20 protein-coding genes are annotated in these 24,108 nt (G+C 58.9%); 11 read left to right on the top strand and 9 right to left on the bottom strand.

What is annotated here, in order from left to right:
• Positions 1–241: 241 nt before the first annotated feature.
• On the top strand, positions 242–1,639 hold the full coding sequence (mmuP, locus tag C3F35_RS06990) for an S-methylmethionine permease (protein WP_059308658.1): 1,398 nt from the start codon (positions 242–244) through the stop codon (positions 1,637–1,639).
• Positions 1,626–2,558 (top strand): homocysteine S-methyltransferase, encoded by a 933-nt coding sequence (gene mmuM / locus C3F35_RS06985; protein WP_103791807.1) that lies wholly within the window; start codon positions 1,626–1,628, stop codon positions 2,556–2,558. The genes mmuP and mmuM overlap by 14 nt, the downstream gene beginning before the upstream one ends.
• A gap of 238 nt (positions 2,559–2,796) precedes the next feature.
• Here mmuM and C3F35_RS06980 read toward each other — a convergent pair whose 3' ends face one another.
• Positions 2,797–3,696 carry a LysR family transcriptional regulator gene (locus C3F35_RS06980; RefSeq protein WP_059308656.1) on the bottom strand — a complete coding sequence of 300 codons (900 nt, stop codon included), beginning with the start codon at positions 3,694–3,696 and terminating at the stop codon, positions 2,797–2,799.
• Positions 3,697–3,812: 116 nt separating this feature from the next.
• Here C3F35_RS06980 and C3F35_RS06975 point away from each other — a divergent pair, with 116 nt between their 5' ends.
• The 5 genes from C3F35_RS06975 (at position 3,813) to C3F35_RS06955 (ending at position 8,748) form a co-directional block, all read left to right on the top strand.
• Complete coding sequence (locus C3F35_RS06975) at positions 3,813–4,277, top strand: cyclophilin-like fold protein (protein WP_223263923.1); 465 nt, start codon at positions 3,813–3,815, stop codon at positions 4,275–4,277.
• 133 nt (positions 4,278–4,410) lie between these two features.
• Positions 4,411–5,628, top strand: coding sequence for an MFS transporter (locus C3F35_RS06970; protein ID WP_103791808.1), 1,218 nt, complete (start codon positions 4,411–4,413; stop codon positions 5,626–5,628).
• A 16-nt stretch (positions 5,629–5,644) separates the two neighbouring features.
• Entirely contained in the window at positions 5,645–6,691 is a 1,047-nt protein-coding gene (locus C3F35_RS06965) for an NAD(P)-dependent alcohol dehydrogenase (RefSeq protein WP_059308654.1), read from the top strand.
• Positions 6,692–6,707: 16 nt separating this feature from the next.
• Entirely contained in the window at positions 6,708–7,736 is a 1,029-nt protein-coding gene (locus C3F35_RS06960) for an alpha/beta hydrolase (protein WP_077227020.1), read from the top strand.
• Between the two features lie 25 nt (positions 7,737–7,761).
• On the top strand, positions 7,762–8,748 hold the full coding sequence (locus C3F35_RS06955; RefSeq protein WP_103791809.1) for an aldo/keto reductase: 987 nt from the start codon (positions 7,762–7,764) through the stop codon (positions 8,746–8,748).
• Between the two features lie 420 nt (positions 8,749–9,168).
• Here C3F35_RS06955 and fbpC read toward each other — a convergent pair whose 3' ends face one another.
• The 6 genes from fbpC to C3F35_RS06925 all read right to left on the bottom strand — a co-directional run bounded on the left by fbpC (position 9,169) and on the right by C3F35_RS06925 (position 16,974).
• The gene (fbpC, locus tag C3F35_RS06950) at positions 9,169–10,215 is read right to left on the bottom strand and encodes a ferric ABC transporter ATP-binding protein (protein WP_103791810.1); all 1,047 of its coding nucleotides are present in this window, start codon (positions 10,213–10,215) and stop codon (positions 9,169–9,171) included.
• A gap of 4 nt (positions 10,216–10,219) precedes the next feature.
• On the bottom strand, positions 10,220–12,298 hold the full coding sequence (locus C3F35_RS06945) for an ABC transporter permease (protein ID WP_103791811.1): 2,079 nt from the start codon (positions 12,296–12,298) through the stop codon (positions 10,220–10,222).
• 73 nt (positions 12,299–12,371) lie between these two features.
• Complete coding sequence (locus C3F35_RS06940; RefSeq protein WP_032616757.1) at positions 12,372–13,403, bottom strand: ABC transporter substrate-binding protein; 1,032 nt, start codon at positions 13,401–13,403, stop codon at positions 12,372–12,374.
• Between the two features lie 13 nt (positions 13,404–13,416).
• Entirely contained in the window at positions 13,417–14,718 is a 1,302-nt protein-coding gene (gene uhpC / locus C3F35_RS06935; RefSeq protein ID WP_032616758.1) for an MFS transporter family glucose-6-phosphate receptor UhpC, read from the bottom strand.
• 85 nt (positions 14,719–14,803) lie between these two features.
• Positions 14,804–16,345 (bottom strand): MASE1 domain-containing sensor histidine kinase, encoded by a 1,542-nt coding sequence (locus tag C3F35_RS06930; RefSeq protein ID WP_059308640.1) that lies wholly within the window; start codon positions 16,343–16,345, stop codon positions 14,804–14,806.
• Positions 16,345–16,974, bottom strand: a complete 630-nt coding sequence (locus C3F35_RS06925) for a response regulator transcription factor (protein ID WP_032616761.1) — start codon at positions 16,972–16,974, stop codon at positions 16,345–16,347. Before C3F35_RS06925 ends, C3F35_RS06930 begins: the two co-directional genes overlap by 1 nt.
• 270 nt (positions 16,975–17,244) lie before the next feature.
• On the opposite strand from C3F35_RS06925, the gene tauA reads away from it, so the two are divergent.
• From tauA to tauD, 4 genes are read left to right on the top strand one after another with little or no spacing between them, the layout of a single operon-like run.
• Positions 17,245–18,207, top strand: a complete 963-nt coding sequence (tauA, locus tag C3F35_RS06915) for a taurine ABC transporter substrate-binding protein (protein ID WP_032616762.1) — start codon at positions 17,245–17,247, stop codon at positions 18,205–18,207.
• A gap of 9 nt (positions 18,208–18,216) precedes the next feature.
• On the top strand, positions 18,217–18,984 hold the full coding sequence (gene tauB / locus C3F35_RS06910) for a taurine ABC transporter ATP-binding subunit (protein ID WP_103791813.1): 768 nt from the start codon (positions 18,217–18,219) through the stop codon (positions 18,982–18,984).
• Positions 18,981–19,808 carry a taurine ABC transporter permease TauC gene (gene tauC / locus C3F35_RS06905; RefSeq protein ID WP_103791814.1) on the top strand — a complete coding sequence of 276 codons (828 nt, stop codon included), beginning with the start codon at positions 18,981–18,983 and terminating at the stop codon, positions 19,806–19,808. Before tauB ends, tauC begins: the two co-directional genes overlap by 4 nt.
• The gene (gene tauD, locus C3F35_RS06900) at positions 19,805–20,656 is read left to right on the top strand and encodes a taurine dioxygenase (RefSeq protein WP_103791815.1); all 852 of its coding nucleotides are present in this window, start codon (positions 19,805–19,807) and stop codon (positions 20,654–20,656) included. The genes tauC and tauD overlap by 4 nt, the downstream gene beginning before the upstream one ends.
• Before the next feature lie 423 nt (positions 20,657–21,079).
• Here the strand turns inward: tauD and C3F35_RS06895 are convergent, their stop codons facing one another.
• Complete coding sequence (locus C3F35_RS06895) at positions 21,080–22,792, bottom strand: lysophospholipid acyltransferase family protein (RefSeq protein ID WP_103791816.1); 1,713 nt, start codon at positions 22,790–22,792, stop codon at positions 21,080–21,082.
• A 126-nt stretch (positions 22,793–22,918) separates the two neighbouring features.
• Entirely contained in the window at positions 22,919–23,893 is a 975-nt protein-coding gene (gene hemB / locus C3F35_RS06890; RefSeq protein WP_032616767.1) for a porphobilinogen synthase, read from the bottom strand.
• Positions 23,894–24,108: the final 215 nt, after the last annotated feature.

The following is a 24,108-nucleotide window of genomic DNA, read 5'->3' as shown; positions in this document are numbered from 1 at the left end:
ACAGATACCACTTTCGCCTGACCGACGAACCGGCCTGTGCGGCGCATGCTGTAAGTATCGACTTGCAGGAGGTGGTATATGGCATGGCGACCCTATCTTTACGTCATTTACACGGTTCGACCCCGGCTGAGCGCCCGTCGCGCGCGTCTTCGTCTGGTGCATGGCTAGCAATTTATTAACAATCGCGGTATAAACACACCTTCTTTTGGATGTTTAGATGTCCATACGTATAGAAGGTGATATGCAAACACAACAAAACGGGCAGCTACAGCGCACCATGAAGACCCGCCACCTGATCATGCTCTCCCTCGGCGGCGTGATTGGTACCGGGCTGTTTTTTAATACGGGTTACATTATTTCGACCACGGGTGCAGCGGGAACGCTGCTGGCCTATCTGATCGGCGCGCTGGTGGTCTGGCTGGTGATGCAGTGTCTGGGCGAGCTCTCGGTGGCGATGCCGGAGACCGGCGCTTTTCACGTCTATGCCGCGCGCTATCTCGGCCCGGCGACCGGTTACACCGTGGCGTGGCTCTACTGGCTCACCTGGACGGTGGCGCTGGGATCGAGCTTTACCGCCGCCGGATTCTGCATGCAGTACTGGTTCCCGCAGGTGCCCGTCTGGGTGTGGTGCGTGGTCTTCTGCGCGGTCATTTTCGCCCTCAACGTCATTTCGACCCGCTTCTTTGCCGAAGGGGAGTTCTGGTTCTCGCTGGTGAAGGTCATTACCATCATCGCCTTTATCCTCCTCGGCGGGGCGGCAATCTTTGGTTTTATCCCGATGCAGGACGGTTCCGCAGCGCCCGGGCTGGCGAACATCACCGCCGAAGGCTGGTTCCCGCACGGCGGTCTGCCGATCCTGATGACGATGGTGGCGGTTAACTTTGCCTTCTCAGGCACCGAGCTTATCGGTATCGCCGCCGGGGAAACCGAAAACCCGCACAAGGTCATTCCGGTGGCGATCCGCACCACCATTGCCCGCCTGATCATTTTCTTTATCGGCACCGTCTTCGTGCTGGCGGCGCTGATCCCCATGCAGCAGGCCGGGGTGGAAAAGAGCCCGTTCGTGCTGGTGTTTGAGAAGGTCGGCATTCCGTATGCGGCGGATATCGTTAACTTTGTCATCCTGACGGCGATCCTCTCGGCGGCCAACTCCGGGCTGTATGCCTCGGGGCGGATGCTGTGGTCCCTGTCGAACGAGAAAACCCTGCCGCGCTGCTTTGCCCGGGTGAACAAAAACGGCGTGCCGCTGACGGCGCTGTCGGTGTCGATGCTTGGCGGCGTGCTGGCGCTCTTCTCCAGCGTGGTCGCCCCGGATACGGTGTTTGTTGCGCTGTCGGCCATTTCGGGCTTTGCGGTGGTGGCGGTGTGGATCAGCATCTGCGCCTCACACTTTGTCTTCCGTCGTCGTCATCTGCAGGCCGGGAAACCGCTCGGCGATCTGCACTACCGCGCCCCCTGGTATCCGCTGGTGCCGGTGCTGGGCTTTATCCTGTGCCTGGTGGCCTGCGTCGGCCTGGCGTTTGACCCGAGCCAGCGTATTGCCCTTTACTGTGGGCTGCCGTTTGTGGCGCTGTGCTATGGCGCGTACTACCTTACTCAACATCTGAAAACGCAGGAGCCTGAACATGTCGCAGAATAATCCGCTTACCGCCCTCCTGGAAACCCAGCCGTTTGTGGTGCTGGATGGGGCGATGGCAACGGAACTGGAAGCGCGCGGTTGTAACCTGGCCGACAGCCTGTGGTCGGCCAAAGTGTTAATGGAAAACCCGGAGTTGATCCGCGACGTCCACCTCGATTACTTCCGCGCCGGGGCGCAGGTGGCGATCACCGCCAGCTACCAGGCCACGCCGGACGGGTTTGCCGCCCGCGGGCTGGATGAGGCGCAGTCCCGGGCGCTGATTGGTAAAAGTGTTGAACTGGCGCGTAAGGCGCGCGAGGCGTATCTGGCAGAAAATCCGCAGGCGGGTACGCTGCTGGTGGCGGGCTCGGTCGGGCCGTATGGTGCCTATCTGGCCGACGGATCGGAGTACCGGGGCGACTATACGCTTAGCGCTGAGGTGTTTGCCGCGTTTCACCGCCCGCGGGTGGAAGCGCTGCTGGATGCCGGGGCTGACCTGCTGGCCTGCGAAACCCTGCCGTCGTTTGCTGAAATTAAGGCCCTGGCCGATCTGCTGACTGCTTACCCGCGCGCCCGGGCGTGGTTCTCGTTCACCCTGCGCGACAGCGAGCACCTGAGCGACGGCACCCCGCTGCGCGACGTGGTCGCTGCGCTGGCACATTACCCGCAGGTGATTGCCGTGGGCATTAACTGTATTGCCCTTGAGAACACCACCGCCGCGCTGCAACATCTGCAAAGCCTGACCGCGCTGCCGCTGGTGGTCTATCCGAACTCGGGTGAACACTACGATGCGGTCAGCAAAACCTGGCACCATCACGGCGAAGCCTGTGAAACGCTGGCGGGCTATCTGCCGCAGTGGCTGGGGGCAGGGGCGAAGCTGATCGGCGGGTGCTGCCGGACGACACCGAAGGATATTGCGGATCTGAACGCACAGCGGTAATAAAATGTCGTGACTTCTCCCTCTCATAGGACCGCGCCCCGGTAGATGCAACCACGGAGATTAGGGGCGCGCTGACTGCGGCCAGGACAATATGCGGAAATGTGAGCGTGTGCCTGGCCTGATCCTTGAAGGATGGGCTGAATAAGGGCAGAACGAATGTAAAAGGCCGGAATGTCCGCTTTGTGCCAGAAGCGGACGTTCACGTCCGTTCCTGAAATATTGGCCCGATAATTCAGCGTTACATTTTCCGGTTAATACGCAACGCATCCACAACGAGTGAAAAGGCCGGAGAGGGTTGTTTACGGCTGGGATAATAAAGATAGTAACCGGGAAAAGGACGGCACCATTCTTCAAGTACGCGGATCAGTTTTCCTTCCTGTAGATGTGTGCCGAACTCCTCTTCAGGTAAAAAGGCAATGCCCAGTCCGGCAAGAGCGGCATCAACGACGTGTTCCGATGTGTTAAACGTCAGTTGGCCTTCAACCCGAACGTGAAATTTGCCGTTTTCCTGCTCAAACTCCCAGGCGTAGATTTTCCCCGATTGAACCATGCGCTCATTAATACAGCAGTGTTGCATCAGATCGCGTGGCGTCTGAGGAGCGGCGCACCGGGCGAAATACTCAGGGGAAGCTACAGCCGCCATGCGCAGTTTCGGGCCAATGGGTACGGCTATCATATCTTTGTCGATAGTGTCTCCTAGCCGCACGCCGGCATCGAAACGATCCGCAACGATATCCCGGAACCCGTGGTTGGCATCAAACTCAATATGAATATCCGGATATTCGCGTAACAGTGGTGTCAGCTTTGGCAGCAGCGTGGTCTTCAGAACATTAGGTCCACAAGTAATACGGACCGTCCCCGCAGGTTTATCACGCAGTGCCGTCAGCATGTCCAGCTCGGCTTCAATCTCATCAATACGATGGCCCACAGACTGCAGCAGTCGCTCCCCGGCAGCCGTCACTGACACACTGCGCGTGGTCCTTGTCAGCAGGCGGATTTGCATCCGTTCTTCCAGCCCGGAAATCGCCTGGCTAAGTGCGGGCTGGGTCACCCCAAGCTGCGCGGCTGCGCGCGTAAAGCTGCCCTCACGCGCCACGGTGACGAAAGAGAGTAAGTCGTTGAGATTGCGTCTGGCCATGATTGTTTCCGGTCTATTTATAAATTTTACTTATAAGGTCATTAAGGATTCATTAGCTAGTTAACCCACCGCATATTGGTAACAATAATGCGATGAAAAAGTCAACGCTAACCCTTATGCAAAACGCTTACCGCAGAACGTCACTGTTGCTGCTCCTTGCCGGCCTGCTTTTCGTCACGCAGTCCGCAATGGCGGGTGACAACGACCGGGGAGTCGTTCAGGAGACGCTTGTGAAAATTGAGATCATTGTGGAGGGAGAAACCGCCACCGCCACCCTCTTTGATACGCCTACAGGCCGGGACTTTGCGTCTCTGCTTCCCCTCAGCCTGACGCTGGAAGACTATGCCGATATCGAGCGCATAAGCAACTTGCCGCGCAGGCTTTCTACGGCACAGGCACCGGACGGTATGACGCCGGAAGCCGGAGATATCACTTACTACGCGCCCTGGGGCAACCTGGCGATTTTTGCCCGGGGCAGGGATTACGCCCGTTCACTGATCCCGTTAGGGAAAGTGGATTCCGGACTGCCGGTCCTGCAGCGCCACGGACCTCTTGCGGTGCAGATCAGGGTCGCCAACTGACCCACAGCATCTTCCGCACCGCGATTATTCCTCTTATCACCGTCCCGCCCCCGTATGCCGTTTCAGCTCCTCCTGCAGTGCTGAAGGCTTCGCGGCGGAGACTTCATGTTATCTACTGAAAAGAAATCCCTGAATGAGTAATAAGACAGACGAGAACAGAAAAAAAACCACCGGAAGCGGGAAACATCCCGCGCACTGGAGTGGTGTCTTTGCCATGACGCTGTGCGTCTTCGCCCTGATCGCCTCCGAATTTATGCCGGTCAGCCTCCTGACACCGATGGCGCAGACCATGCATGTCACCGAAGGCATGGCCGGACAGGGCATCGCCATTTCCGGGGCATTTGCCGTGGTAACCAGTCTGTTTATTTCCGTGCTGGCAGGCACGCTTAACCGGAAAACGCTGCTGCTCGGCCTGACCTGCATTATGGCAATTTCCGGTGCTGTTATTGCGATGGCACCCAATTACCTGACCTACATGGCGGGCAGGTCACTGATTGGCATTGTGGTCGGCGGGTTCTGGTCGATGTCGGCCGCGACGGCAATGCGTCTGGTCCCGGTGCACCGTGTTCCGCTGGCTCTGGCTATTTTCAACAGCGGCAATGCTCTGGCTACCGTCGTGGCTGCCCCTCTGGGCAGCTGGCTCGGATCGGTGGTTGGCTGGCGGGGTGCCTTCTTCTGCCTGGTGCCGGTCGCCATCATCGCGTTTGTCTGGCAATTACTCAGTCTGCCTTCCATGCCGGTCACCCGTCAGGCCGCGGCTTCCCGCAACGTATTCATGCTGTTTCGTCGCCGGGTGGTCACGCTGGGCATGCTGGGTGTGGGGATCTTCTTTATGGGGCAATTCACGCTCTTTACCTACATCAGGCCTTTCCTTGAGACGGTGACGCGGGTGGATGCTGCAACGGTGACCCTGGTCCTGCTGGTTATTGGTGTCGCGGGTTTCATCGGCACTACCCTGATTGGCCGGGTGCTGAAACGCGGGTTCTACCCGACCCTGATGGCCATCCCGGTGCTGATGGCCATCACTGCGCTGGCACTGATTGCCTTCGGCAGTGATGTAGCCATCGTGACGGCGCTGCTCGGGCTGTGGGGGCTGATTTCCACTGCCGCACCGGTGGGATGGTGGGCATGGGTTCCGCGTACTTTCCCGCAGAATGCCGAAGCGGGCGGCGGACTGATGGTGGCGATGGTGCAGCTGTCCATTGCCCTCGGTTCGACGGTGGGCGGCCTGCTTTTCGACCATCACGGCTACCAGAGCACCTTCCTGGCCAGCGCCGCGATGCTGATTATCGCAACCGTACTGATCTTTCTGACCTCGCGGGCAGACACTTCTGCCGCAGACCATTCATAAACCCAGGAGTAATGCCATGACAGTTAAAGCTTACGGTGCCCATGCGGGCACACTGCCGCTGGAGCCGATGGATATCACCCGTCGCGCCCCCGGTGCCCATGATGTGCAGATTGATATCGCGTACTGCGGTGTCTGCCATTCGGATATCCACCAGGTACGCGCTGAATGGGCCGGAACGCTCTATCCCTGCGTACCGGGACATGAAATTGTCGGTCGTGTAGTGGCCGTTGGCGATCACGTCTCCGGTTTTTGTGCAGGGGACCTGGTGGGGGTCGGCTGCATTGTTGACAGCTGCAGGCACTGCGGTGACTGTGACGACGGGCTGGAGAACTACTGCGACCATATGACGGGGACATACAATTTCCCGACGCCGGATGCACCGGGCCACACGCTGGGCGGATATTCGCAGCAGATTGTGGTGCATGAACGCTACGTCCTGCGCGTTACTCACCCGGAAGTGCAGCTGGCCGCCGTGGCACCGCTGCTGTGCGCGGGGATCACAACGTACTCCCCGCTGCGTCACTGGCAGGCGGGTCCCGGCAAAAAGGTCGGGGTGGTCGGTATCGGCGGGCTGGGGCATATGGGGATCAAGCTGGCGCACGCCATGGGCGCGCATGTCGTGGCCTTTACCACGTCTGAGTCCAAAAGAGGCGCCGCCAGAGCGCTTGGTGCAGATGAAGTTGTGGTCTCCCGTCATGCCAGCGAAATGGAAGCCCATGCAAAGAGCTTCGATTTCATCCTCAACACCGTTGCTGCACCGCATAACCTCGACGTGTTCACCGCACTGCTGAAACGCGACGGCACGATGACACTGGTGGGTGCGCCAGCCACGCCGCATGACGCGCCAGAAGTGTTCAGCCTCATCATGAAGCGCAGGTCGATTGCCGGGTCGATGATTGGCGGCATTCCTGAAACGCAGGAGATGCTCGATTTCTGCGCCCAACACGGCATTGTCGCCGACATTGAGCTTATTCGAGCCGATCAGATTAACAACGCCTATGAGCGCATGCTCAGGGGCGATGTGCATTACCGGTTTGTCATTGATAACGCCACCCTGGCTTAATAATAAGGAGACCATCATGAAAAAATTTACGTTAGCGCTGGGGCTGTTGATCAGTGCATTTGCTTCCTCTGCGGCGGATATGTCCCGTGGAGCCGATAATTTTTATAAAAGCGATAAGGTGACGCAGCAAAAAGTCACCTTTAAAAACCAGTATCAGATGGCCGTGGTCGGCAACCTGTTTATCCCGAAAACGATGGGCCAGAACACCCGACACCCGGCTATCGTCGTGGGTCATCCGATGGGAGCCGTTAAGGAACAGAGTTCAAATCTTTATGCGCAGAAGCTGGCGGAGCAGGGTTTTGTCACGCTGGCTATCGATCTCTCTTTCTGGGGAGAAAGCGAGGGCAAACCGGGGCACCTGATTTCACCGGAAATCTACACAGATGATTTCAGCGCGGCGGTTGATTATCTGAGCACACAGCCGTTTGTCGATCCGGATAACATCGGTGTGCTGGGTATCTGCGGCAGCGGAAGTTTTGTTATCAGTGCCGCCAAGATTGACCCGCGTATGAAAGCCATTGCCACGGTCAGCATGTATGACATGGGGAGCGCGTTCCGTAATGGCCTTAATCATTCCCAGACGGGAGAACAACGTAAGGCCTTTATCCAGTCAGCCATTGAGCAACGGTTAGCCGAGTTTAAGGGCGGCGAGACGGCTTATATCCCTGGCACCGTGAACAAACTGGATGACTCCACACCGGATATTCAGCGTGAGTTCTTTGATTTCTACCGCACAGAACGCGGCGGCTACACCCCGCAGGGTCAGAAAGAAGAACTGACGACGAAACCGATGTTGAGCAGTATTGGCAAGTTTATGAACTTCTATCCGTTCAACGATATTGAAACTATCTCTCCGCGCCCGATGCTGTTTATTACCGGCGATCAGGCACACTCAAAAGAGTTCAGCGAGGATGCTTTCAAACGCGCCGGTCAGCCTAAAGAACTGTACATCGTACCGGGCGCAGGGCATGTCGATCTGTATGACCGTACCGACGTAATCCCTTTTGACAAGCTGACAGACTTTTTCCGTAAAAATCTGAAATAACGTGTTCAGTTAAGGAGCATTTGGCATGAACTACAAACATCTTGGTCGTACCGGACTGCGGGTGAGCCGCATCGGTCTCGGCACCATGAATTTCGGTGAGCTGACGGATGAGTCGACCAGCTTCAGGATCATGGATGAAGCCGTGGATGCAGGTATCAACTTTTTCGATACCGCTGACGTCTATGGCGGGCCGCAGTCACCGGATATGGCAAAGGGTTACGGAACATCCGAAGAAATCATCGGTAACTGGTTAGCGCGCAGTGGTCAGCGTGACCGGATAGTGCTGGCCACGAAAGTTTACCAGCCGATGGACACGGGCCCGAACGACAAATACCTGTCTGCCTACCATATCCGCCGCGCCTGTGAGGCCAGCCTGAAAAGGCTGAAAACGGACCATATCGATCTCTACCAGATGCACCATATCGACCGGAACACGCCCTGGGAGGAGATCTGGCAGGCCATGGAACAGCTGATCCGTGAGGGTAAAATCAGCTACGTGGGCAGCAGTAACTTTGCTGGCTGGGATATTACCACTGCACAGTGCAAGGCTGACGCGCGCAACCTGCTGGGGCTGGCATCGGAACAGAGCCTGTACAACCTGACCCAGCGTACGGTTGAGCTGGAGGTCATTCCGGCGCTCCGTCATTACGGCATCGGCATGATCCCGTGGAGCCCGGTCGGGATGGGGATGCTGGGTGGCGTGCTGAAAAAAATTGCCGGTGGCCGCCGGGCAACACCGCAGTTGCAGGCACAAATCAACCGCCTGCGGCCGCAACTGGAGGCCTGGGAAACACTGTGTGATGAGCTGGGGGAAACACCATCAGACGTCGCGCTGGCATGGCTGCTGCAGAACCCTGTGGTTAGCGCCGTGCTCAGTGGTCCGCGTACAGTTGAACAGCTCCGTCAGAATCTCAATGCCCTGACGCTGTCTCTTTCAGACGATACGCTCAAAAGGCTTGATACCATCTGGCCGGGACCAGGCGGGGAGGCACCTGAAGCTTACGCGTGGTAAAACGGTTATCAGTGTTAACAATTACCGGCCTTCGGGTCGGTAATTACATTATTTCGGCGAAATTTATTACCTGAAGATGTTGTACTTTTCATCAATTCTTAGATGTCCGCTTTTCGCTCATAGCGGACGCTCATCTCACTACACCCACTACGTGCATTCCGAAACTCTCCCCGCTCATCGTAACTACCCAGCGTGCCGCACCTGTGGTGGCGGCGTTCAGGTGCAACGGCAGAATAAGGCATCTGTTGGAATAGCTGAAAGCCAGAGAGAAAACAGAAAAAGAGCGCGGCTCGAAGAACTGAGAAACCGCCGCAGCTAACTTATGATGTGATGAAATCCGAACGGAAAAGTCATGTTGAACTACCGCGTGCCGCAAGAGCGGCACGCGGTATCTCCTCCTGAATGGAAAGGGAGTACAACCTAGGCTGCATCCGCCAGCACAAACATCCCGTACGGATGAATTTCCAGGTAATACGTCTCCCCGACATCCGGTTGCAGACGCGTAGCATTCACCTGCAACAAAATCTCCTGCCCGTGCCACTCGACGATCACCTCATACTGCGGCCCCATATAGGCGACGTGGCGGATCACGCAGCGCTGGCTCTCGTCGCCGTGCTGGCTCAGGGTGATCGCCTCCGGGCGCACGCCCACGGTGCCGGTTCCCTGGGCGGCAAAGTGCAGCGGACGCGGCAGGCGGTAGCCGTGGATCGCCACAGACTCGTGGCTGAAGCTGGCCGGGAACAGGTTGGCATCGCCCATAAAGCTCGCCATAAAGCGCGACGCGGGCTGGCGATAGAGATCCTGCGGCGAGCCAATCTGCATGATGTTGCCCTTGTTCATCACCAGCACGGTGTCCGAGACCGCAAAGGCCTCGCTCTGATCGTGGGTGACGTACAGCGACGTAATGTTGAACTGCTTTTGCAGCTCGCGGATCTTGTCGCGCATGCTGCGACGCAGGTTGGCATCAAGATTACTCAGCGGCTCATCGAACAGCAGTACTTTCGGTTTGAGGATCAGCGCCCGGGCCAGCGCCACGCGCTGCTGCTGGCCGCCGGAGATCTGATCCACATAGCGATCGTCAAAGCCCTCCAGGTCCACCATCGCCAGCGCCTCTTTGACGCGGGTTTTGATCTCTACACGCGGCACGCCGAGCATCTTCAGGCCGTAGCCGACGTTCTCGCCCAGCGACATGTGCGGGAACAGGGCGTAAGACTGGAACACCATGCAGATATCACGCTGCTGAATGGAGCTGTGAGTCACGTCCTCGCCGTCGATAAAGATCTGCCCGCTGGTGGGCTTTTCCAGCCCGGCGACCAGACGCAGTACCGTGGTTTTACCGCAGCCGGAGGGGCCGAGCAGCGTCACCATCTCCCCCTGCGGGATCGCCAGGTTGATGTTTTCAATCACCGTGTTCGCGCCAAAGCGCTTGGTCACGTTACGCAGTTCAACAAAATGTTTCTGAGTCATAGTGTTACGCCTGGTTTTTGGCTTTAGAACGGGAGATACGCGCCTCACCGATCAGCCAGTCAAAGAGGAAAATGATCGCCAGCATGACCACAATCAGGATCGAGCCGTAGGCAATCGCCACGCCGTATTCGCCATCTTCTACGCGGTTCAGGATGTAAGCCGTGGCTACCCGGGTATCCGGGGTGACCAGGAACACAATGGCGCTGACGGTGGTAATGGCACGCACAAAGCTGTAGATCAGCGCCGACAAAATGGCCGGACGCAACAGCGGCAGCAGGATGTGGGTGATGGTACGCAGCGACCCGGCCCGCAGGCTGAGTGAGGCTTCGTCCAGCGATTTGTCGATCTGACCCAGACCCGCGATCCCGGCGCGAATACCCACCGGCACGTTACGCATCACCATCGAGATAATGACGATGGCGGCGGTGCCCGTGAGGTACACCGGCGCGCTGTTAAAGGCCAGAATGTACGACACGCCCGCCACGGTGCCCGGAACGGCAAAGCACAACATGGTGGTGAACTCGATGGTCTTTTTGCCTTTGAACTGCTGGCGCACCACGATCCAGGCGATCAGTAAACCGAAGGCGGCGGTGATCGGTGCGGCGATCCCGGCGTACAGCAGGGTATCGAGCAGCGAAGGCCATGCGCCGTCGCTCATCCCCTGGCCGAACAGCTTGATAAAGTTATCCAGCGTCAGGGTGTAATCCACCCCCCAGTTGACGGTAAAGCTGCCGTAGAAAATGCTGCCGTAGAGCAGGGCGTTAAAGGCGATCCACACGGCCAACAGGGCGATTACGCTCCACACCAGCGTCACCGGCAGGGGCTGTACGTCGCCGCGATAGGACTTGCCGGAGACGGTTACGTAAGAACGTTTGCCGATCCACATATACTGGATGCAGAACACCAGCAGCGAGAACAGCAGCAGGAAGGCGCCCAGGGTACTCGCCGCCTGGTAATCCAGCTGAGAACCAGTGATATAGAAGTAGATCTGCGTGGCCAGCACGTCGAAGTTGCCCCCCAGCACCAGTGGATTACTGAAGTCGGCCAGCGACTGCACAATCACGATCAAAAAGGCGTTCGCCAGCGCCGGTTTCAGCAGCGGGACAAAGACGCCGTTAAAGGTCTGCCAGCGGCTGGCGCGCAGGGTATACGAAGCCTCCTCCAGCGACGGGTGAATGGTCTTGATCGCGCCATCGAGGATCATAAACGCCATCGGGGTGAAGGCCAGCACCTGCGCCAGCCAGATGCCGGTAAACCCGTACAGCCAGTTGGTGTTGGTTAAGCCAAACCAGTCAACCATCAGTTCAGTGACGTAGCCGGAGCGCCCCATCATCAGCGTCACGCCCAGGCCCACCACGAACGGCGGGGTGACGATCGGCAGGATCGAGAAGATGCGGCCAATAATGGCGCTACGTCTGGCGATGCGGGTGGTGTAGATCGCCAGCACGAGGCCAAAGAAGGTACAGCCGATACCCACCGCAATGGAGAGCAGGATCGAGTTGATGATCACCTGGATGATGTGCGACTGCGACAGCACATTCATAAATGCCAGCGGGGCGAATTCCCCTGCGTCGTTGGTGAACATCGGGATAAAGATGGCGATGCTCGGCCAGACGATAAAGATGCCGATCAGCGCGACGATGGCGATCAGCGAGCCAATCACAAAGCGGTCGCCCCCCAGCCATTCGAGACGGGTCAGGGCCAGCGTCATAATCGCCCCCAGCGCCACAAACAGCACGATGGTGGCATAGCCTAAACCGCGCCCTTCAAGGATGGCGCTGATGACCACAAAGGCCATGCACAGCAGCGCCCAGCCGGCGTCGAGGTAGTGGCGGCTGCGCTGTTCGCGCTTCGCTTCGCTGAACGGACGTACCAGCAGCAGAGTGGGGAGCAGATACCACAGCCAGCTGACGTTAAAGTGCGACCAGCTATAGGCATCGAGGATCTCGTCGCCGGTGGATTCCAGCAGGCCATAATCCAGGCTCCAGCTCGGCAGCAAGGCAAAGGCCAGCCAGCCAACGAAAACCCAAAGGAAGACCGCATCCCGTTTTTTCACGGGATGAAGAGCGAGTGTCTGTGACATAGAGAGTCCGGTGTTGAGGAATGTACAGGCCGGGTGAGCGCAGCCGCCACCCGGCATTGACTGCGTCGTGGGCTTATTTACCCATCTTCACGTCGCTGACCCACTTGTTGATCAGCGCCTTACGCACGTCCGTAGAGCCGTACTTATCCATGTCGTAGCTGATGAGTTTCAGGTCATCCAGCTTCAGCGAGTTCGGCGAAGTCTCGGCGGTGGTATTGGTCAGGATCTGATAGGACTTGCCCTGCTTCCACGCCAGCTCCTGCGCCTCTTTTGACAGCACCCAGTCCACGAACAGCTTCGCGTTCTCTTCGTTACGTGCGCCTTTCAGAATGCTCACGCCGCCGATTTCATATCCGGTGCCTTCGCACGGCGAAATCAGCTCCAGCGGCGCGCCTTGCTCTTTTTCCAGGGAGTAGTCGTGCAGGAAGCCAATACCGATGGCCGTTTCACCGCGGGCGGCGTTACGCGCCGGGGCAATACCGGATTTGGTGTACTGGGAGACGTTGCCGTTGAGCTGCTTCAGGTAGTCGAAGGCCTGATCTTCACCCCACAGCTGGACGAACGTCGCCAGCGCGGTGTAGGCGGTGCCGGAGCTTTGCGGATCGGCAATCTGGATTTCGCCTTTGTATTCCGGTTTGGTCAGATCTTTCCAGCACTGTGGCACCGGCAGGTTCTTCTCTTTCAGGCGCTGGGTGTTGACGCCGAAGCCCAGAATACCCACGTAGACTGCGGAAGAGAGGTTGCCTTTCACTTTCGCCGGATCGCGGAATTTCTCCATGATCTGCTCCAGATTCTTCGACTTGTACGGCTGCAGCAGCCCCATTTCACCGGCCTGGGATTGGGGATCCAGGGTACCGCCGTACCAGACGTCAGCCTGCGGGTTTTTCTTCTCGGCATCCACTTTCGCCAGCGTGCTGCCGGAGCCGTTGCGGATAAACGAGGTTTTGACGTCGTATTTGTCGCCAAACGCTTTGGTTTCGGCTTCGCACATTTCGTTGGTGGCGCTACAGTAAACCACCAGGCGGCCTTTGGCCTGTGCGGCACCGGTTAAGGTGGCCAGCGCGATCCCGGAAGCAATGAGGGTAGAGAGAAGCGTTGTTTTCATTATTCAGCCCTTGTTATGACGTTATGTGACTGCGAGAAGCGGTGATGCCCGCCATCAGCAGCGGCATCAGGAGTAAACCCATCAGCACGGCGGCAATCGAGAGCAAACTGAACATCCCCGACCAGCCGTAGCGTTCGATAACCTGTGACAGCGGCCACCCGGCCAGCGCGGCCCCCAGATAAGCGAACACGCCAAGAAAACCGGTAATCGACCCTGCTGCCTGCTTGTGTCCGCACTCCACGGCGGCAAGGCCGATCAGCATCTGCGGACCAAAGACAAAAAATCCCACCGTAAAAAAGCACATTGCCAGCAGGGCGTAGTGGTGAACCGGCGCCAGCCACAGGGCGGCCACCGACACCATCAGCCCCAGCGTAAACAGCAAAATCATTGGCGCCCGCTGGCCGCTGAACAGCAGATCCGATCCCCAGCCAGCGAACAGCGCCCCGAGCAAACCGCCCACTTCAAACAGCATCACCGTGGCGTTGGCGCTTAACAGGTTGACGCCGTGGCTCTCCGCCAGCCAGATGTTGCCCCAGTCGTTGAGGGCGATGCGGATGAGATACACCAGCACATACGACGCCCCGAGCAGCCAGATCATCGGGTTTTGCAGCATAGTGGTGCGTAACATCTGCCACAGCCCCATCGGCGGGCTGTGCTGTTGCTGGCGCAACTCCAGCGGATCGTTGCGCCACTCGCCCACCGTTGGCAGACCCTCTTCCTGCGGTGTGCCCCGCAGTTGTGTGGTCAGCCACAGGCCGAGCACGATACTGATGATCCCCGGTGTCAGCATCGCTGCCTGCCAGCCCCAGCGATGGGCGGCAAAGGCACAGATCAGCGGAATTATGGCCCCGCCGATGTTGATAGAGGTATTCCAGCATCCCCACCAGAAGCCGCGCTCGTTACGCGAATACCAGTGGGTGAGCAATCTTGCGCAGGGCGGCCATCCCCATCCCTGAAAGAAGCCGTTCAGCGTCCAGATAAACAGCAGTAGCGGCAGCGAGTCGCCGAAGGCGAACAGCACGTTCAGCACTCCGGTTGCCATCAGGCCGATACCCATAAATGCCCGCTGACCTTTACTGTCATGCCACAGTCCGGCGGCAAATTTCGACAGGCCATAGCTCAGATAAAACAGCGACCCGATCAGGCCGATGTCGCTTTTGCTCAACCCCAGATCCATCTGCAAAGCAGGCAGGATGTAGTTGAGGCTTTTACGCGTCAGGTAAAACGCGGCGTAACCTATCACCATGCAGATCAGCAGTTTCGGGCGAAGCCGACGGTAGCGTTGAGTAACCTGTTCAGCTGACAGTGCGGGCATGGCGTTCTCCATTTGAGATGACTGTATGAAAGCGCGACGAAAAAGGGATGAGAGAAAGTCTGGCGGGACTAAGACTTTTTCCTGGTTAGCGGTGTGTTTGTTGCAAAATTGTGGGCAGGTTAACAATTACACGGGTGCCGCCCTGCGACTCCAGCGTCATTTCCCCGCCGAGAGCATGCACGCGCTCGCGCATCCCCTGAATACCAAAACCGGGCATCTGCTGCGGGCTGATGCCGCTGCCGTTATCCCGCACCTCCAGGCGCAGCTGATTGTCGTGCTGACAGAGCAGGACGCTGACCTCGCTGGCATCGGCGTGTTTGCTGACGTTATTCAGCAGCTCCTGCAGCAGGCGATAGAGGGTAAAGACCAGGGTTTCACTCTGGGGCGGGCCAGGCAGTTGGTAATCAAACCGGCAGTGGATCCCGCGCTCGGCAAAGGCGAACTCATTCACCAGGTGGTGCAGCGCCTCCTTTAAGGAGAGTTCATCCAGCACCGGCGGGCGAAGCTGACGCAGCAATTGCCGGGTGGAGTGATGGATGCGCCGGGCCAGCTCGTTGATCTGCCCGGCCGCCTCTAAGGCCTGCGGCGTGTCGCCCGCCCGCTTCACCAGCTGGGACTGGATCTGAATGGCGGTGATGTTCTGACCAATCTCGTCGTGCAGCTCGCGGGCCAGGTGCTTGCGGGTGTCCTCTTCGGTGTGGATCAGCTTTTCCGTCAGTTCGCGACGCGCCTGGAGTTCCGCCTCCAGCCGACGGCGGTAATGATCGAGGTTCATCGCCAGATGCTGCTGGCGGCTGATGGCGATCCCCAGCCCAATCCCCAGCAGCGACTGGGTGGCGAGGAAGATCTCCAGCTCCAGCAAGTCGCTGAATCCTACCCCCACCTGGCGGGCGATGGTGATCATCATGCTGCCCAGCAGCCCGGAGAGCACGCCGCCCTGCCAGCCGAACTTCCACGCCATCACCACGTTGGGCAGAAATACTACGATCAGCAGCAGCCGCTCCAGGGCGGGGGAGAGCACCATCTGGGTGCCGATACCGATAATAAAGAACAGGCTGCACCAGATGATCAGCGAAGTGCGCAGGGGTGGGTTGCTGGTATCAAGCCCGAGCAGATGATAGCGGTGCTGCTGGCGTAAAAACTCAAATACCAGATAGACGAACGGCGTCAGCAGCACGCCGCCGGTAAAGGAGGCCAGCGCCAGCAACGTGGTCGGGCTGGCGAGAAACGGCGCCAGAATCAGCGTCTGGAGCAGCGCGTTGAGGGTTACCGCGGCGATCAGCAGCGACAGGCGCTGCCAGTAGAGCGGAAAGCGGTGCCAGTAGCGTTGCGCCAGCCACGCACTGACGGTGCCCACCAGCGGCACTCCCAGCATCAGGTGATGGGTCAGGAGTTGTTCCCCCTGTAGCCAGAGCATGGCGGCCAGCGGGGGGAGGATCAACGCGGGCCAGAAACGGCGTGCCAGCACGATCAGCAGCGCCAGATAAACGCCCTGCGGCAAAAACAGCGCCGCCTGCTGCCCGTTGTGGGTGAGGTAAAAACTGAGCGTCCACAGCATCAGCCAGCCGGTGCCCCAGGCCAGCATAATAAACAGCGAGAGGATGATGTGGCGCAGGGAGCGTCGCATCAGTGGCCGGTCAACAGCTGGTGATCAAGGGCAAAATGCACCAGTTCGATGGTGCTGTTGCACTGCAGTTTGCCCAGCACGTTGGCGCGGTGGACGTGGACGGTCTTGTGGCTCAGTTCGAGTTTGAAAGCTATCTCCTTCACGCTTTCGCCCTGAACCAGCAGCTCGAACACCTCTTTCTCACGCGGGGTCAGCGCCGCCAGCGCCTGCGACACCGGTTCACCGCCGCGCAGGGCTTTGACCGCATCGGCACACAGATAATGGCCACCCATCCCGACGGATCGCACTGCCTGCACTAACTCCTCCGGGCCGCAACGTTTGGTGAGGTAGCCGCTGGCCCCGGCGTCCAGGGCGCTCTGCACAAAGGCGGGCGTGTCGTAGATGCTGAGGATAATGGCGCGGAACCCCGGGCGCTGTTGGCGCAGGCGTTTGAGCAGGCTCAGGCCGTTTTCATCAGGCATGGCGACGTCAAGCACCGCCACGTCGATGGCATCGCGGGTGAGGGCGGGCCAGGCCTCGGCGGCGCTGCTGTACTGGCCTTCGACAACCAGATCCTCTTCCAGATTTAACAGCTGGGCGAACCCGGAACGCACCACCACGTGATCGTCCACCAGCACCACTTTGATCATCACAATTACCTTTGCGGAATAATTTACCTATGATGCCTGTCAATGCTTATCTGGCAATCCCATGCCTGCGGTTATGTAACGAATGTAACAAAATTGCAATAGTGCCGGTAAGCGCAGCGCCGCCGGGCAAAACAAACCGCACAAAATTCACTATCTATTGCCGCTTTTTTTCTAAAAACGATTCGGCATTAACGATGCTTTTTAATTCCTTTATCAAAATTCCGCCGCCAGAAATACTGCCCTCGTAACAACAGAGGGGGAGCAGACATTATGGCAATTTCATCGCGGTTTACCTTATTTGGCGCACTGGCGCTGTGGGCCGTTCAGGCGCAGGCGGTGGAGGTCACCGTCGCGTATCAAACGTCAGCGGAACCCGCAAAAGTGGCGCAGGCGGATAAAACCTTTGAGAAAACGAGCGGCGCCAAAGTGGACTGGCGTAAGTTCGACAGCGGCGCCAGCATTGTGCGGGCGCTGGCCTCCGGCGACGTGCAGATTGGTAACCTCGGCTCAAGCCCACTGGCGGTTGCGGCCAGTCAGCAGGTGCCCATCGAAGTCTTCTTGCTGGCCTCGCAGCTCGGCAATTCCGAAGCGCTGGTGGTGAAGAAAAATATCACTAAACCTGAAGATCTGATCGGCAAACGCATTGCGGTGCCTTTTATCTCTACCACCCACTACAGCCTGCTCGCCGCCCTGAAGCACTGGAACATCAAGCCGGGGCAGGTAGAGATTATCAACCTGCAACCACCGGCCATTATCGCCGCCTGGCAGCGGGGCGATATTGACGGGGCCTACGTCTGGTCGCCTGCGGTAAATGAACTGCAGAAAGACGGCAGCGTGCTGACCGACTCCGCCCAGGTGGGCCAGTGGGGGTCGCCGACCCTGGATGTCTGGGTCGTGCGCAAAGATTTTGCCGAAAAACACCCGGAGGTAGTGAAAGCCTTCGCCAAAAGCGCCATTGACGCCCAACAACCCTACATTGCCAACCCGGATGAATGGCTGAAAAAGCCAGAAAATCTGGAGAAACTTGCCCGTCTGAGCGGCGTGCCGGAGACCGACGTACCGGGGCTGGTAAAAGGCAATACCTATCTGACGCCTGCCCAGCAGCAGCAACAGCTGGCGGGGCCGGTGAATAAAGCAATTATCGATACCGCAGGCTTCCTGAAAGAGCAGGGCAAAGTGCCCGCGGTGGCGGCTGACTACAGCCAGTACGTGACCGACCGCTTTGTGAAGTAAGGGGGCCGTATGCTGACTATTACAAATCTGTACGCCGATTACGCTGGCAAGTCTGCGCTGGACGATATCAACCTGACGCTGGACAACGGCGAGCTGCTGGTGGTACTCGGCCCGTCCGGCTGTGGGAAGACCACGCTGCTGAATCTGATCGCCGGGTTTGTACCCTGGCAGCACGGCACCATTCAACTGGCCGGTAAAAAGGTGGAAGGCCCCGGCGCCGAGCGCGGCGTGGTCTTCCAGAATGAAGGTCTGCTGCCGTGGCGCAACGTGCAGGAGAACGTCGCCTTCGGCCTGCAACTGGCGGGCAAATCACGGGATGAGCGGCTGGCAATTGCCCGGGAAATGCTGAAAAAAGTGGGCCTGGAAGGGGCGGGAAATCGCTTTATCTGGCAACTCTCCGGTGGCCAGCGTCAGCGCGTCGGCATCGCCCGGGCGCTGGCGGCGAATCCGCAGCTATTGCTGCTGGATGAACCTTTCGGGGCGCTGGATGCCTTTACCCGCGAGCAGATGCAAACCCTGCTGCTGCGCCTGTGGCATGAAACCGGCAAACAGGTGCTGCTGATCACCCATGACATCGAAGAAGCGGTGTTTATGGCCACCGAGCTGGTGCTGCTCTCGCCGGGACCGGGACGGGTGCAGGAGCGTCTGCCGCTCAGCTTTGCCCGTCGCTTTGTCGCAGGGGAGCCGGTGCGCAGCATCAAGTCCGATCCCCAGTTTATCGCCCAGCGCGAATACGTGCTGAGCCGCGTGTTTGAACAGCGGGAGGCTTTCTCATGAGCATTGTGGTGAGTGATAAAACCGCGCGCAAACGCCTGACCCTGCGCTGGCCCTTCTCCCGCCAGTTAACGCTCAGCGTCGGCACCCTGCTGGTGCTGCTTGCCGTGTGGTGGGCGGTGGCCGCACAGCAGTGGATTAGCCCGCTGTTCCTGCCGCCGCCGGGCCAGGTGCTGGTGAAACTCTTCACCATCGCCGGTCCAGAGGGGTTTATGGATGCCACGCTGTGGCAGCATCTGGCCGCCAGCCTCGGACGCATTCTGGTGGCGCTGCTGGCCGCAGTGATCCTCGGTATTCCGGTGGGTATTGCGATGGGCTTAAGCCCGACGGTGCGCGGCATTCTTGATCCGCTGATCGAATTGTATCGCCCGGTGCCGCCGCTGGCCTATCTGCCGCTGATGGTGATCTGGTTTGGCATCGGTGAGACCTCGAAGATCCTGCTGATCTACCTGGCGATTTTCGCCCCGGTGGCGATGTCGGCGATGGCGGGGGTCAAAAGCGCCCAGCAGGTGCGGATCCGGGCGGCGCAGTCGCTGGGGGCGAGTCGTGCCCAGGTGCTGTGGTTTGTGATTTTACCCGGCGCGCTGCCGGAGATCCTGACCGGGTTGCGTATCGGACTCGGGGTTGGTTGGTCGACGCTGGTGGCGGCTGAACTGATCGCCGCGACGCGTGGATTAGGTTTTATGGTCCAGTCGGCGGGGGAGTTCCTGGCGACGGACGTGGTACTGGCCGGGATCATGGTGATCGCCGTGATTGCCTTCGGATTAGAACTGGGGCTGCGTGCGCTACAGCGCCGCCTGACGCCCTGGCATGGAGAGAGACAATGAGTGAACGTCTGACTATTACCCCGCTGGGGCCGTACATTGGTGCACAGATTTCCGGCCTGGATGTCACCCGACCATTAAGTGATAACCAGTTTGAGCAGCTCTATCACGCGGTGCTACGCCATCAGGTGGTGTTCCTGCGGGAGCAGGCGATCACGCCCCAGCAGCAGCGCGCCCTGGCGCTCCGTTTTGGCGATCTGCATATCCATCCGGTCTACCCGCACGCCGAAGGGGTGGAAGAAATTATCGTGCTGGATACCCACAATGATAACCCGCCGGACAACGATAACTGGCACACCGATGTCACCTTTATTGACACGCCGCCTGCCGGGGCGATCCTCGCGGCCAAACAGCTGCCGGACAGCGGCGGCGACACCCTGTGGGCCAGCGGGATCGCCGCATTTGAGGCGTTATCCGCGCCGCTCCGCCAGCTGCTGAGCGGCCTGCGGGCGGAGCATGATTTCAAAAAATCCTTCCCGGAGTATAAGTACCGTAAAACGGAAGAGGAGCATCAGCGCTGGCGGGAGGCGGTGGCAAAACATCCCCCGCTGCTGCATCCGGTTGTGCGCACCCATCCGGTCAGCGGCAAGCAGGCGCTGTTCGTTAACGAAGGGTTCACCACGCGGATTGTGGATGTGAGTGAGAAAGAGAGCGAGGCCCTGCTGGGGTTCTTGTTTGCGCACATCACCAAACCGGAGTTTCAGGTGCGCTGGCGCTGGCAGGAGAACGATCTGGCGATCTGGGATAACCGGGTGACGCAGCATTACGCGAATGCAGATTACCTGCCGCAGCGGCGGATTATGCAGCGGGCAACGATTTTAGGGGATAAGCCTTTTTATCGTGCGCCCTGATCCCCTCACCCTAACCCTCTCCCCAAAGGGGCGAGGGGACCGTCCGATGCGGTTTTCCCCTTTTCCCCAAAGGGGTGAGGGGACCGTCCGATGCGGTTTTCACCCTCTCCCCAAAGGGGCGAGGGGACCGTCCGATGCGGTTTTCACCCTCTCCCCAAAGGGGCGAGGGGACCGTCCGATGCGTTTTTCACTCTCTCCCCAAAGGAGCGAGGAGACTGCCCGACACGGTTTTCACCCTCTTCCCAAAGGGGCGAGGGGACCGTCCGATGCGGTTTTCACCCTCTCCCCAAAGGGGCGAGGGGACCGTCTGACGCGGTTTTCACCTTCTCCCATAGGGGGGAGGGGGCTGTCCGATGCGGTTTTCACCCTCTCCCCAAAGGGGCGAGGAGACTGCCCGACGCGGTGGTTTTCTCCCTCTCCCTTTTAGGGAGAGGGCTGGGGTGAGGGTTGTAAATGCGCCTCTATATACCGCTGATAGCGGTTCGCCTTCAGATAGCGCAAGTCCACCAGCACCAGCCCATCCACGCAATTGTTAAACGCCGGGTCGCTGCCAAAATCGATAAACTGTACGCCGCCTGGCTCGCATAGCTCGGAATACTGCTTATATAACGGCGGGATGCCGCATCCCAGATTGCCGAGCAGCGATTTCAGACGGGTAAGATCTTCTACATAATCTTCCCCACCAAACTGCGCCAGCACCTCGGGTAACGAGGCGGGATAGGGGCGACGCGAGGCGGCCAGCGGGTGCGTTGCCGGGAACCAAAGCCGGTAAAAGGCCACCAGCAGATCCCGCGCTGCGGGCGGTAATCCACCAGAAATGGAGACGGGGCCGAACAGGTAGCGATAGTGCGGATAGCGCGCCAGATAAGCGCCAATCCCGGACCACAGGTAGTCCAGCCCGCGCCGTCCCCAGTAGCGCGGCTGAATAAAGCTGCGCCCCAGTTCAATGCCATGTTCAAGGATATCCCGCATTTTGTCGTCGTAGTGGAACAGGCTGTAGCTGTACAGCGCCTCCGGCTCCCGCATCGCCGTCGGGATAAAGCGGTAGGCGCCGACGATCTCCAGATCCTCGTCATCCCACAAAATCAGGTGCAGGTAGTCATCATCAAAGCTGTCGGTGTCGCGGCGCTTCCCGCTGCCTTCCCCCACCGCGCGAAAGGCGATCTCCCGCAGACGTCCCAACTCGCGCAGGATCGGGGCCTCTTCCTGGCCGTTACGCTGCCACAGATAGATGGTTTTGCCATCGGCGGTGGTACCCAGAGATTCCGCCTGCGCCAGCTCGCGCTTCAGGGTCGCCCGGTCTTCCGGTCGCGCAATGGCAGATTCGGTTTTGAATATCCCCGGCAGCCCCTTGCCGAGACGCAGCACGTGCTGGCGGCACTGCTCGGCCATCTCCCGCGGGGAAAGCGTGGGGCTGAACCAGTGACTCCAGCCAATCTGCTGGCCGATTTTGACCGGCAGCCGGCTGTGGCGGCGGCGAAACATCTGCTGCATCAGCAGCAGCATCGACAGATTCGGGGCGAGCAGGGTGCTGGCATAGAACAGCAGGCTGTTGCGGGCGTGGATGTTGACCGGCAGCAGCGGCGCGCGGAATTTGCCCGCCAGCTTGATAAAGCCAGGGTGCCACTTTTTATCGCGGATGCCTGTGCGCGTCGGGCGGGAGACTTCCCCCGCCGGGAAGAAGATCAGCACGCCGGCATGTTGCAAATGCTGCTCCATCAGGGTGAACGACGATTTCGCCGTCCGCCCGCCGATGTTATCCACCGGGATAAACAGCGAGCTTAGCGGCTCCAGATGCGTCAGCATGCGGTTGGTCACCACTTTTACATCACGGCGCACGCGGGAGACGGCATACAGCAGCGCCAGCCCGTCCAGCGTACCGGTAGGATGGTTAGCCATCACAATGAGCGGGCCGTGAGCGGGGATCTGTTCGAGGTCGTGAGCCGGAAGGGTGCAGAGGATATCGAGATGTTCCAGAACCTGTTCCACCATATCCAGCCCTTTCAGGTGGCGGTGGTCGGCGGCAAACTGCCGGAACTCCTCTTCGTGGAATAACTTCTTTAACAGCCTTTTTTGCCAGGGGGCAGGCCTCGCCTGCGGCCAAAGGTCATCAAGAACGCTGTCGAGACTAAACATGGTGGCACCTCCTGCTGTCCTGCTCAGACAGTAGAAGCGGCAGATGTCGGTTGTATTGCAGAGGAGTGAAGCTTGTGTTCCAGGTCGTAGGCCGGGCAGGACGAAGCCGCTACCCGGCAATACGGATTAACGCAGAATTTTCTTCTCGGCCAGATCCAGCGCGAAGTAGCTGAAGATCAGATCCGCGCCTGCACGTTTGATCGCGCCCAGACTTTCAAGGATCACTTTCTCTTCGTCGATCGCCCCCGCCTGAGCGGCGAATTTGATCATCGCGTACTCACCGCTCACCTGATAGGCACCCAGCGGCAGCGTTGTGCGCTCGCGGATATCACGCAGGATGTCCAGGTAAGCGCCAGCCGGTTTTACCATCAGGCAGTCGGCACCCTGGGCTTCGTCGAGCAGCGATTCACGGATCGCTTCGCGGCGGTTCAGCGGGTTCATCTGGTAAGTTTTGCGATCGCCTTTCAGCGCAGTGCCCGCCGCTTCGCGGAACGGACCGTAGAAAGACGAGGCAAACTTGGTGGAGTAAGACATGATCGCGGTATCGGTGAAGCCCGCGGCGTCCAGCGCCTGGCGGATAGCCTGCACCTGACCATCCATTGCGGCAGACGGGGCGATAAAGTCAGCGCCCGCAGCGGCGGCAACCACAGCCTGTTTGCCCAGGTTGAGCAGGGTCGCGTCGTTATCTACGCCATGATCGCACAGCACGCCGCAGTGGCCGTGGGAGGTGTATTCGCAGAAGCAGGTGTCGGACATGACGATCATCTCTGGCACCGTCTGCTTGGCAATCCGCGACATCCGCGCCACCAGACCGTCCTCTTTCCAGGCATCGCTGCCGGTGGCGTCGGTATGGTGCGAGATGCCAAAGGTCATGATCGACCGGATGCCTGCGTTGGCGATACGCTCAATTTCGCGGGCCAGGTGTTTCTCTGGAATACGCATGACGCCCGGCATGGCGTCGATGGCTTTGTAGTCATCGATCTCTTCTTCAACAAAAATCGGCAACACCAGATCGTTTAAGGTCAGTGTTGTCTCTTCGAAAAGCGCGCGCAGAGCCGGGGATTTGCGCAGACGACGGGGACGAGCAATTAAATCGTTCATGATATGCCTGACGAGTGTGAATCAAAGAGGGTCAGTGTACCCGAAATGCTCATCGTCTGTTTTACTAAAGTTGTCGTTTAGCCCGCACTATTCAGGGCGGAAAGGGTATCTTATTATTTTTCACGTCGGTTTAATACCTTGAAATAAGTTCAGGTGTGAATGGCCTTAATCCATTTTCGAAACGTTTTTTCGTTTTTCTGGTAAAAGCTACAAAT

It is taken from the genome of Leclercia sp. LSNIH3 (assembly GCF_002935105.1).
Lineage (GTDB): Bacteria > Pseudomonadota > Gammaproteobacteria > Enterobacterales > Enterobacteriaceae > Enterobacter > Enterobacter adecarboxylatus.
The sequence above is the reverse complement of the archived record's forward strand: the minus strand, read 5'-3'. Positions and strand labels throughout refer to the sequence as shown.

Coding starts and splice junctions, on each gene's coding strand:
- C3F35_RS06965 (WP_059308654.1), top strand. CDS start 5,645: ATGACAGTTAAAGCTTACGGTGCCCATGCGGGCACACTGCCGCTGGAG.
- tauD (WP_103791815.1), top strand. CDS start 19,805: ATGAGTGAACGTCTGACTATTACCCCGCTGGGGCCGTACATTGGTGCA.
- C3F35_RS06930 (WP_059308640.1), bottom strand. CDS start 16,345: ATGCGACGCTCCCTGCGCCACATCATCCTCTCGCTGTTTATTATGCTG.
- C3F35_RS06970 (WP_103791808.1), top strand. CDS start 4,411: ATGAGTAATAAGACAGACGAGAACAGAAAAAAAACCACCGGAAGCGGG.
- tauA (WP_032616762.1), top strand. CDS start 17,245: ATGGCAATTTCATCGCGGTTTACCTTATTTGGCGCACTGGCGCTGTGG.
- C3F35_RS06925 (WP_032616761.1), bottom strand. CDS start 16,974: ATGATCAAAGTGGTGCTGGTGGACGATCACGTGGTGGTGCGTTCCGGG.
- C3F35_RS06955 (WP_103791809.1), top strand. CDS start 7,762: ATGAACTACAAACATCTTGGTCGTACCGGACTGCGGGTGAGCCGCATC.
- C3F35_RS06960 (WP_077227020.1), top strand. CDS start 6,708: ATGAAAAAATTTACGTTAGCGCTGGGGCTGTTGATCAGTGCATTTGCT.
- hemB (WP_032616767.1), bottom strand. CDS start 23,893: ATGAACGATTTAATTGCTCGTCCCCGTCGTCTGCGCAAATCCCCGGCT.
- C3F35_RS06980 (WP_059308656.1), bottom strand. CDS start 3,696: ATGGCCAGACGCAATCTCAACGACTTACTCTCTTTCGTCACCGTGGCG.
- C3F35_RS06945 (WP_103791811.1), bottom strand. CDS start 12,298: ATGTCACAGACACTCGCTCTTCATCCCGTGAAAAAACGGGATGCGGTC.
- tauB (WP_103791813.1), top strand. CDS start 18,217: ATGCTGACTATTACAAATCTGTACGCCGATTACGCTGGCAAGTCTGCG.
- mmuM (WP_103791807.1), top strand. CDS start 1,626: ATGTCGCAGAATAATCCGCTTACCGCCCTCCTGGAAACCCAGCCGTTT.
- tauC (WP_103791814.1), top strand. CDS start 18,981: ATGAGCATTGTGGTGAGTGATAAAACCGCGCGCAAACGCCTGACCCTG.
- C3F35_RS06940 (WP_032616757.1), bottom strand. CDS start 13,403: ATGAAAACAACGCTTCTCTCTACCCTCATTGCTTCCGGGATCGCGCTG.
- C3F35_RS06895 (WP_103791816.1), bottom strand. CDS start 22,792: ATGTTTAGTCTCGACAGCGTTCTTGATGACCTTTGGCCGCAGGCGAGG.
- mmuP (WP_059308658.1), top strand. CDS start 242: ATGCAAACACAACAAAACGGGCAGCTACAGCGCACCATGAAGACCCGC.
- C3F35_RS06975 (WP_223263923.1), top strand. CDS start 3,813: ATGCAAAACGCTTACCGCAGAACGTCACTGTTGCTGCTCCTTGCCGGC.
- uhpC (WP_032616758.1), bottom strand. CDS start 14,718: ATGCCCGCACTGTCAGCTGAACAGGTTACTCAACGCTACCGTCGGCTT.
- fbpC (WP_103791810.1), bottom strand. CDS start 10,215: ATGACTCAGAAACATTTTGTTGAACTGCGTAACGTGACCAAGCGCTTT.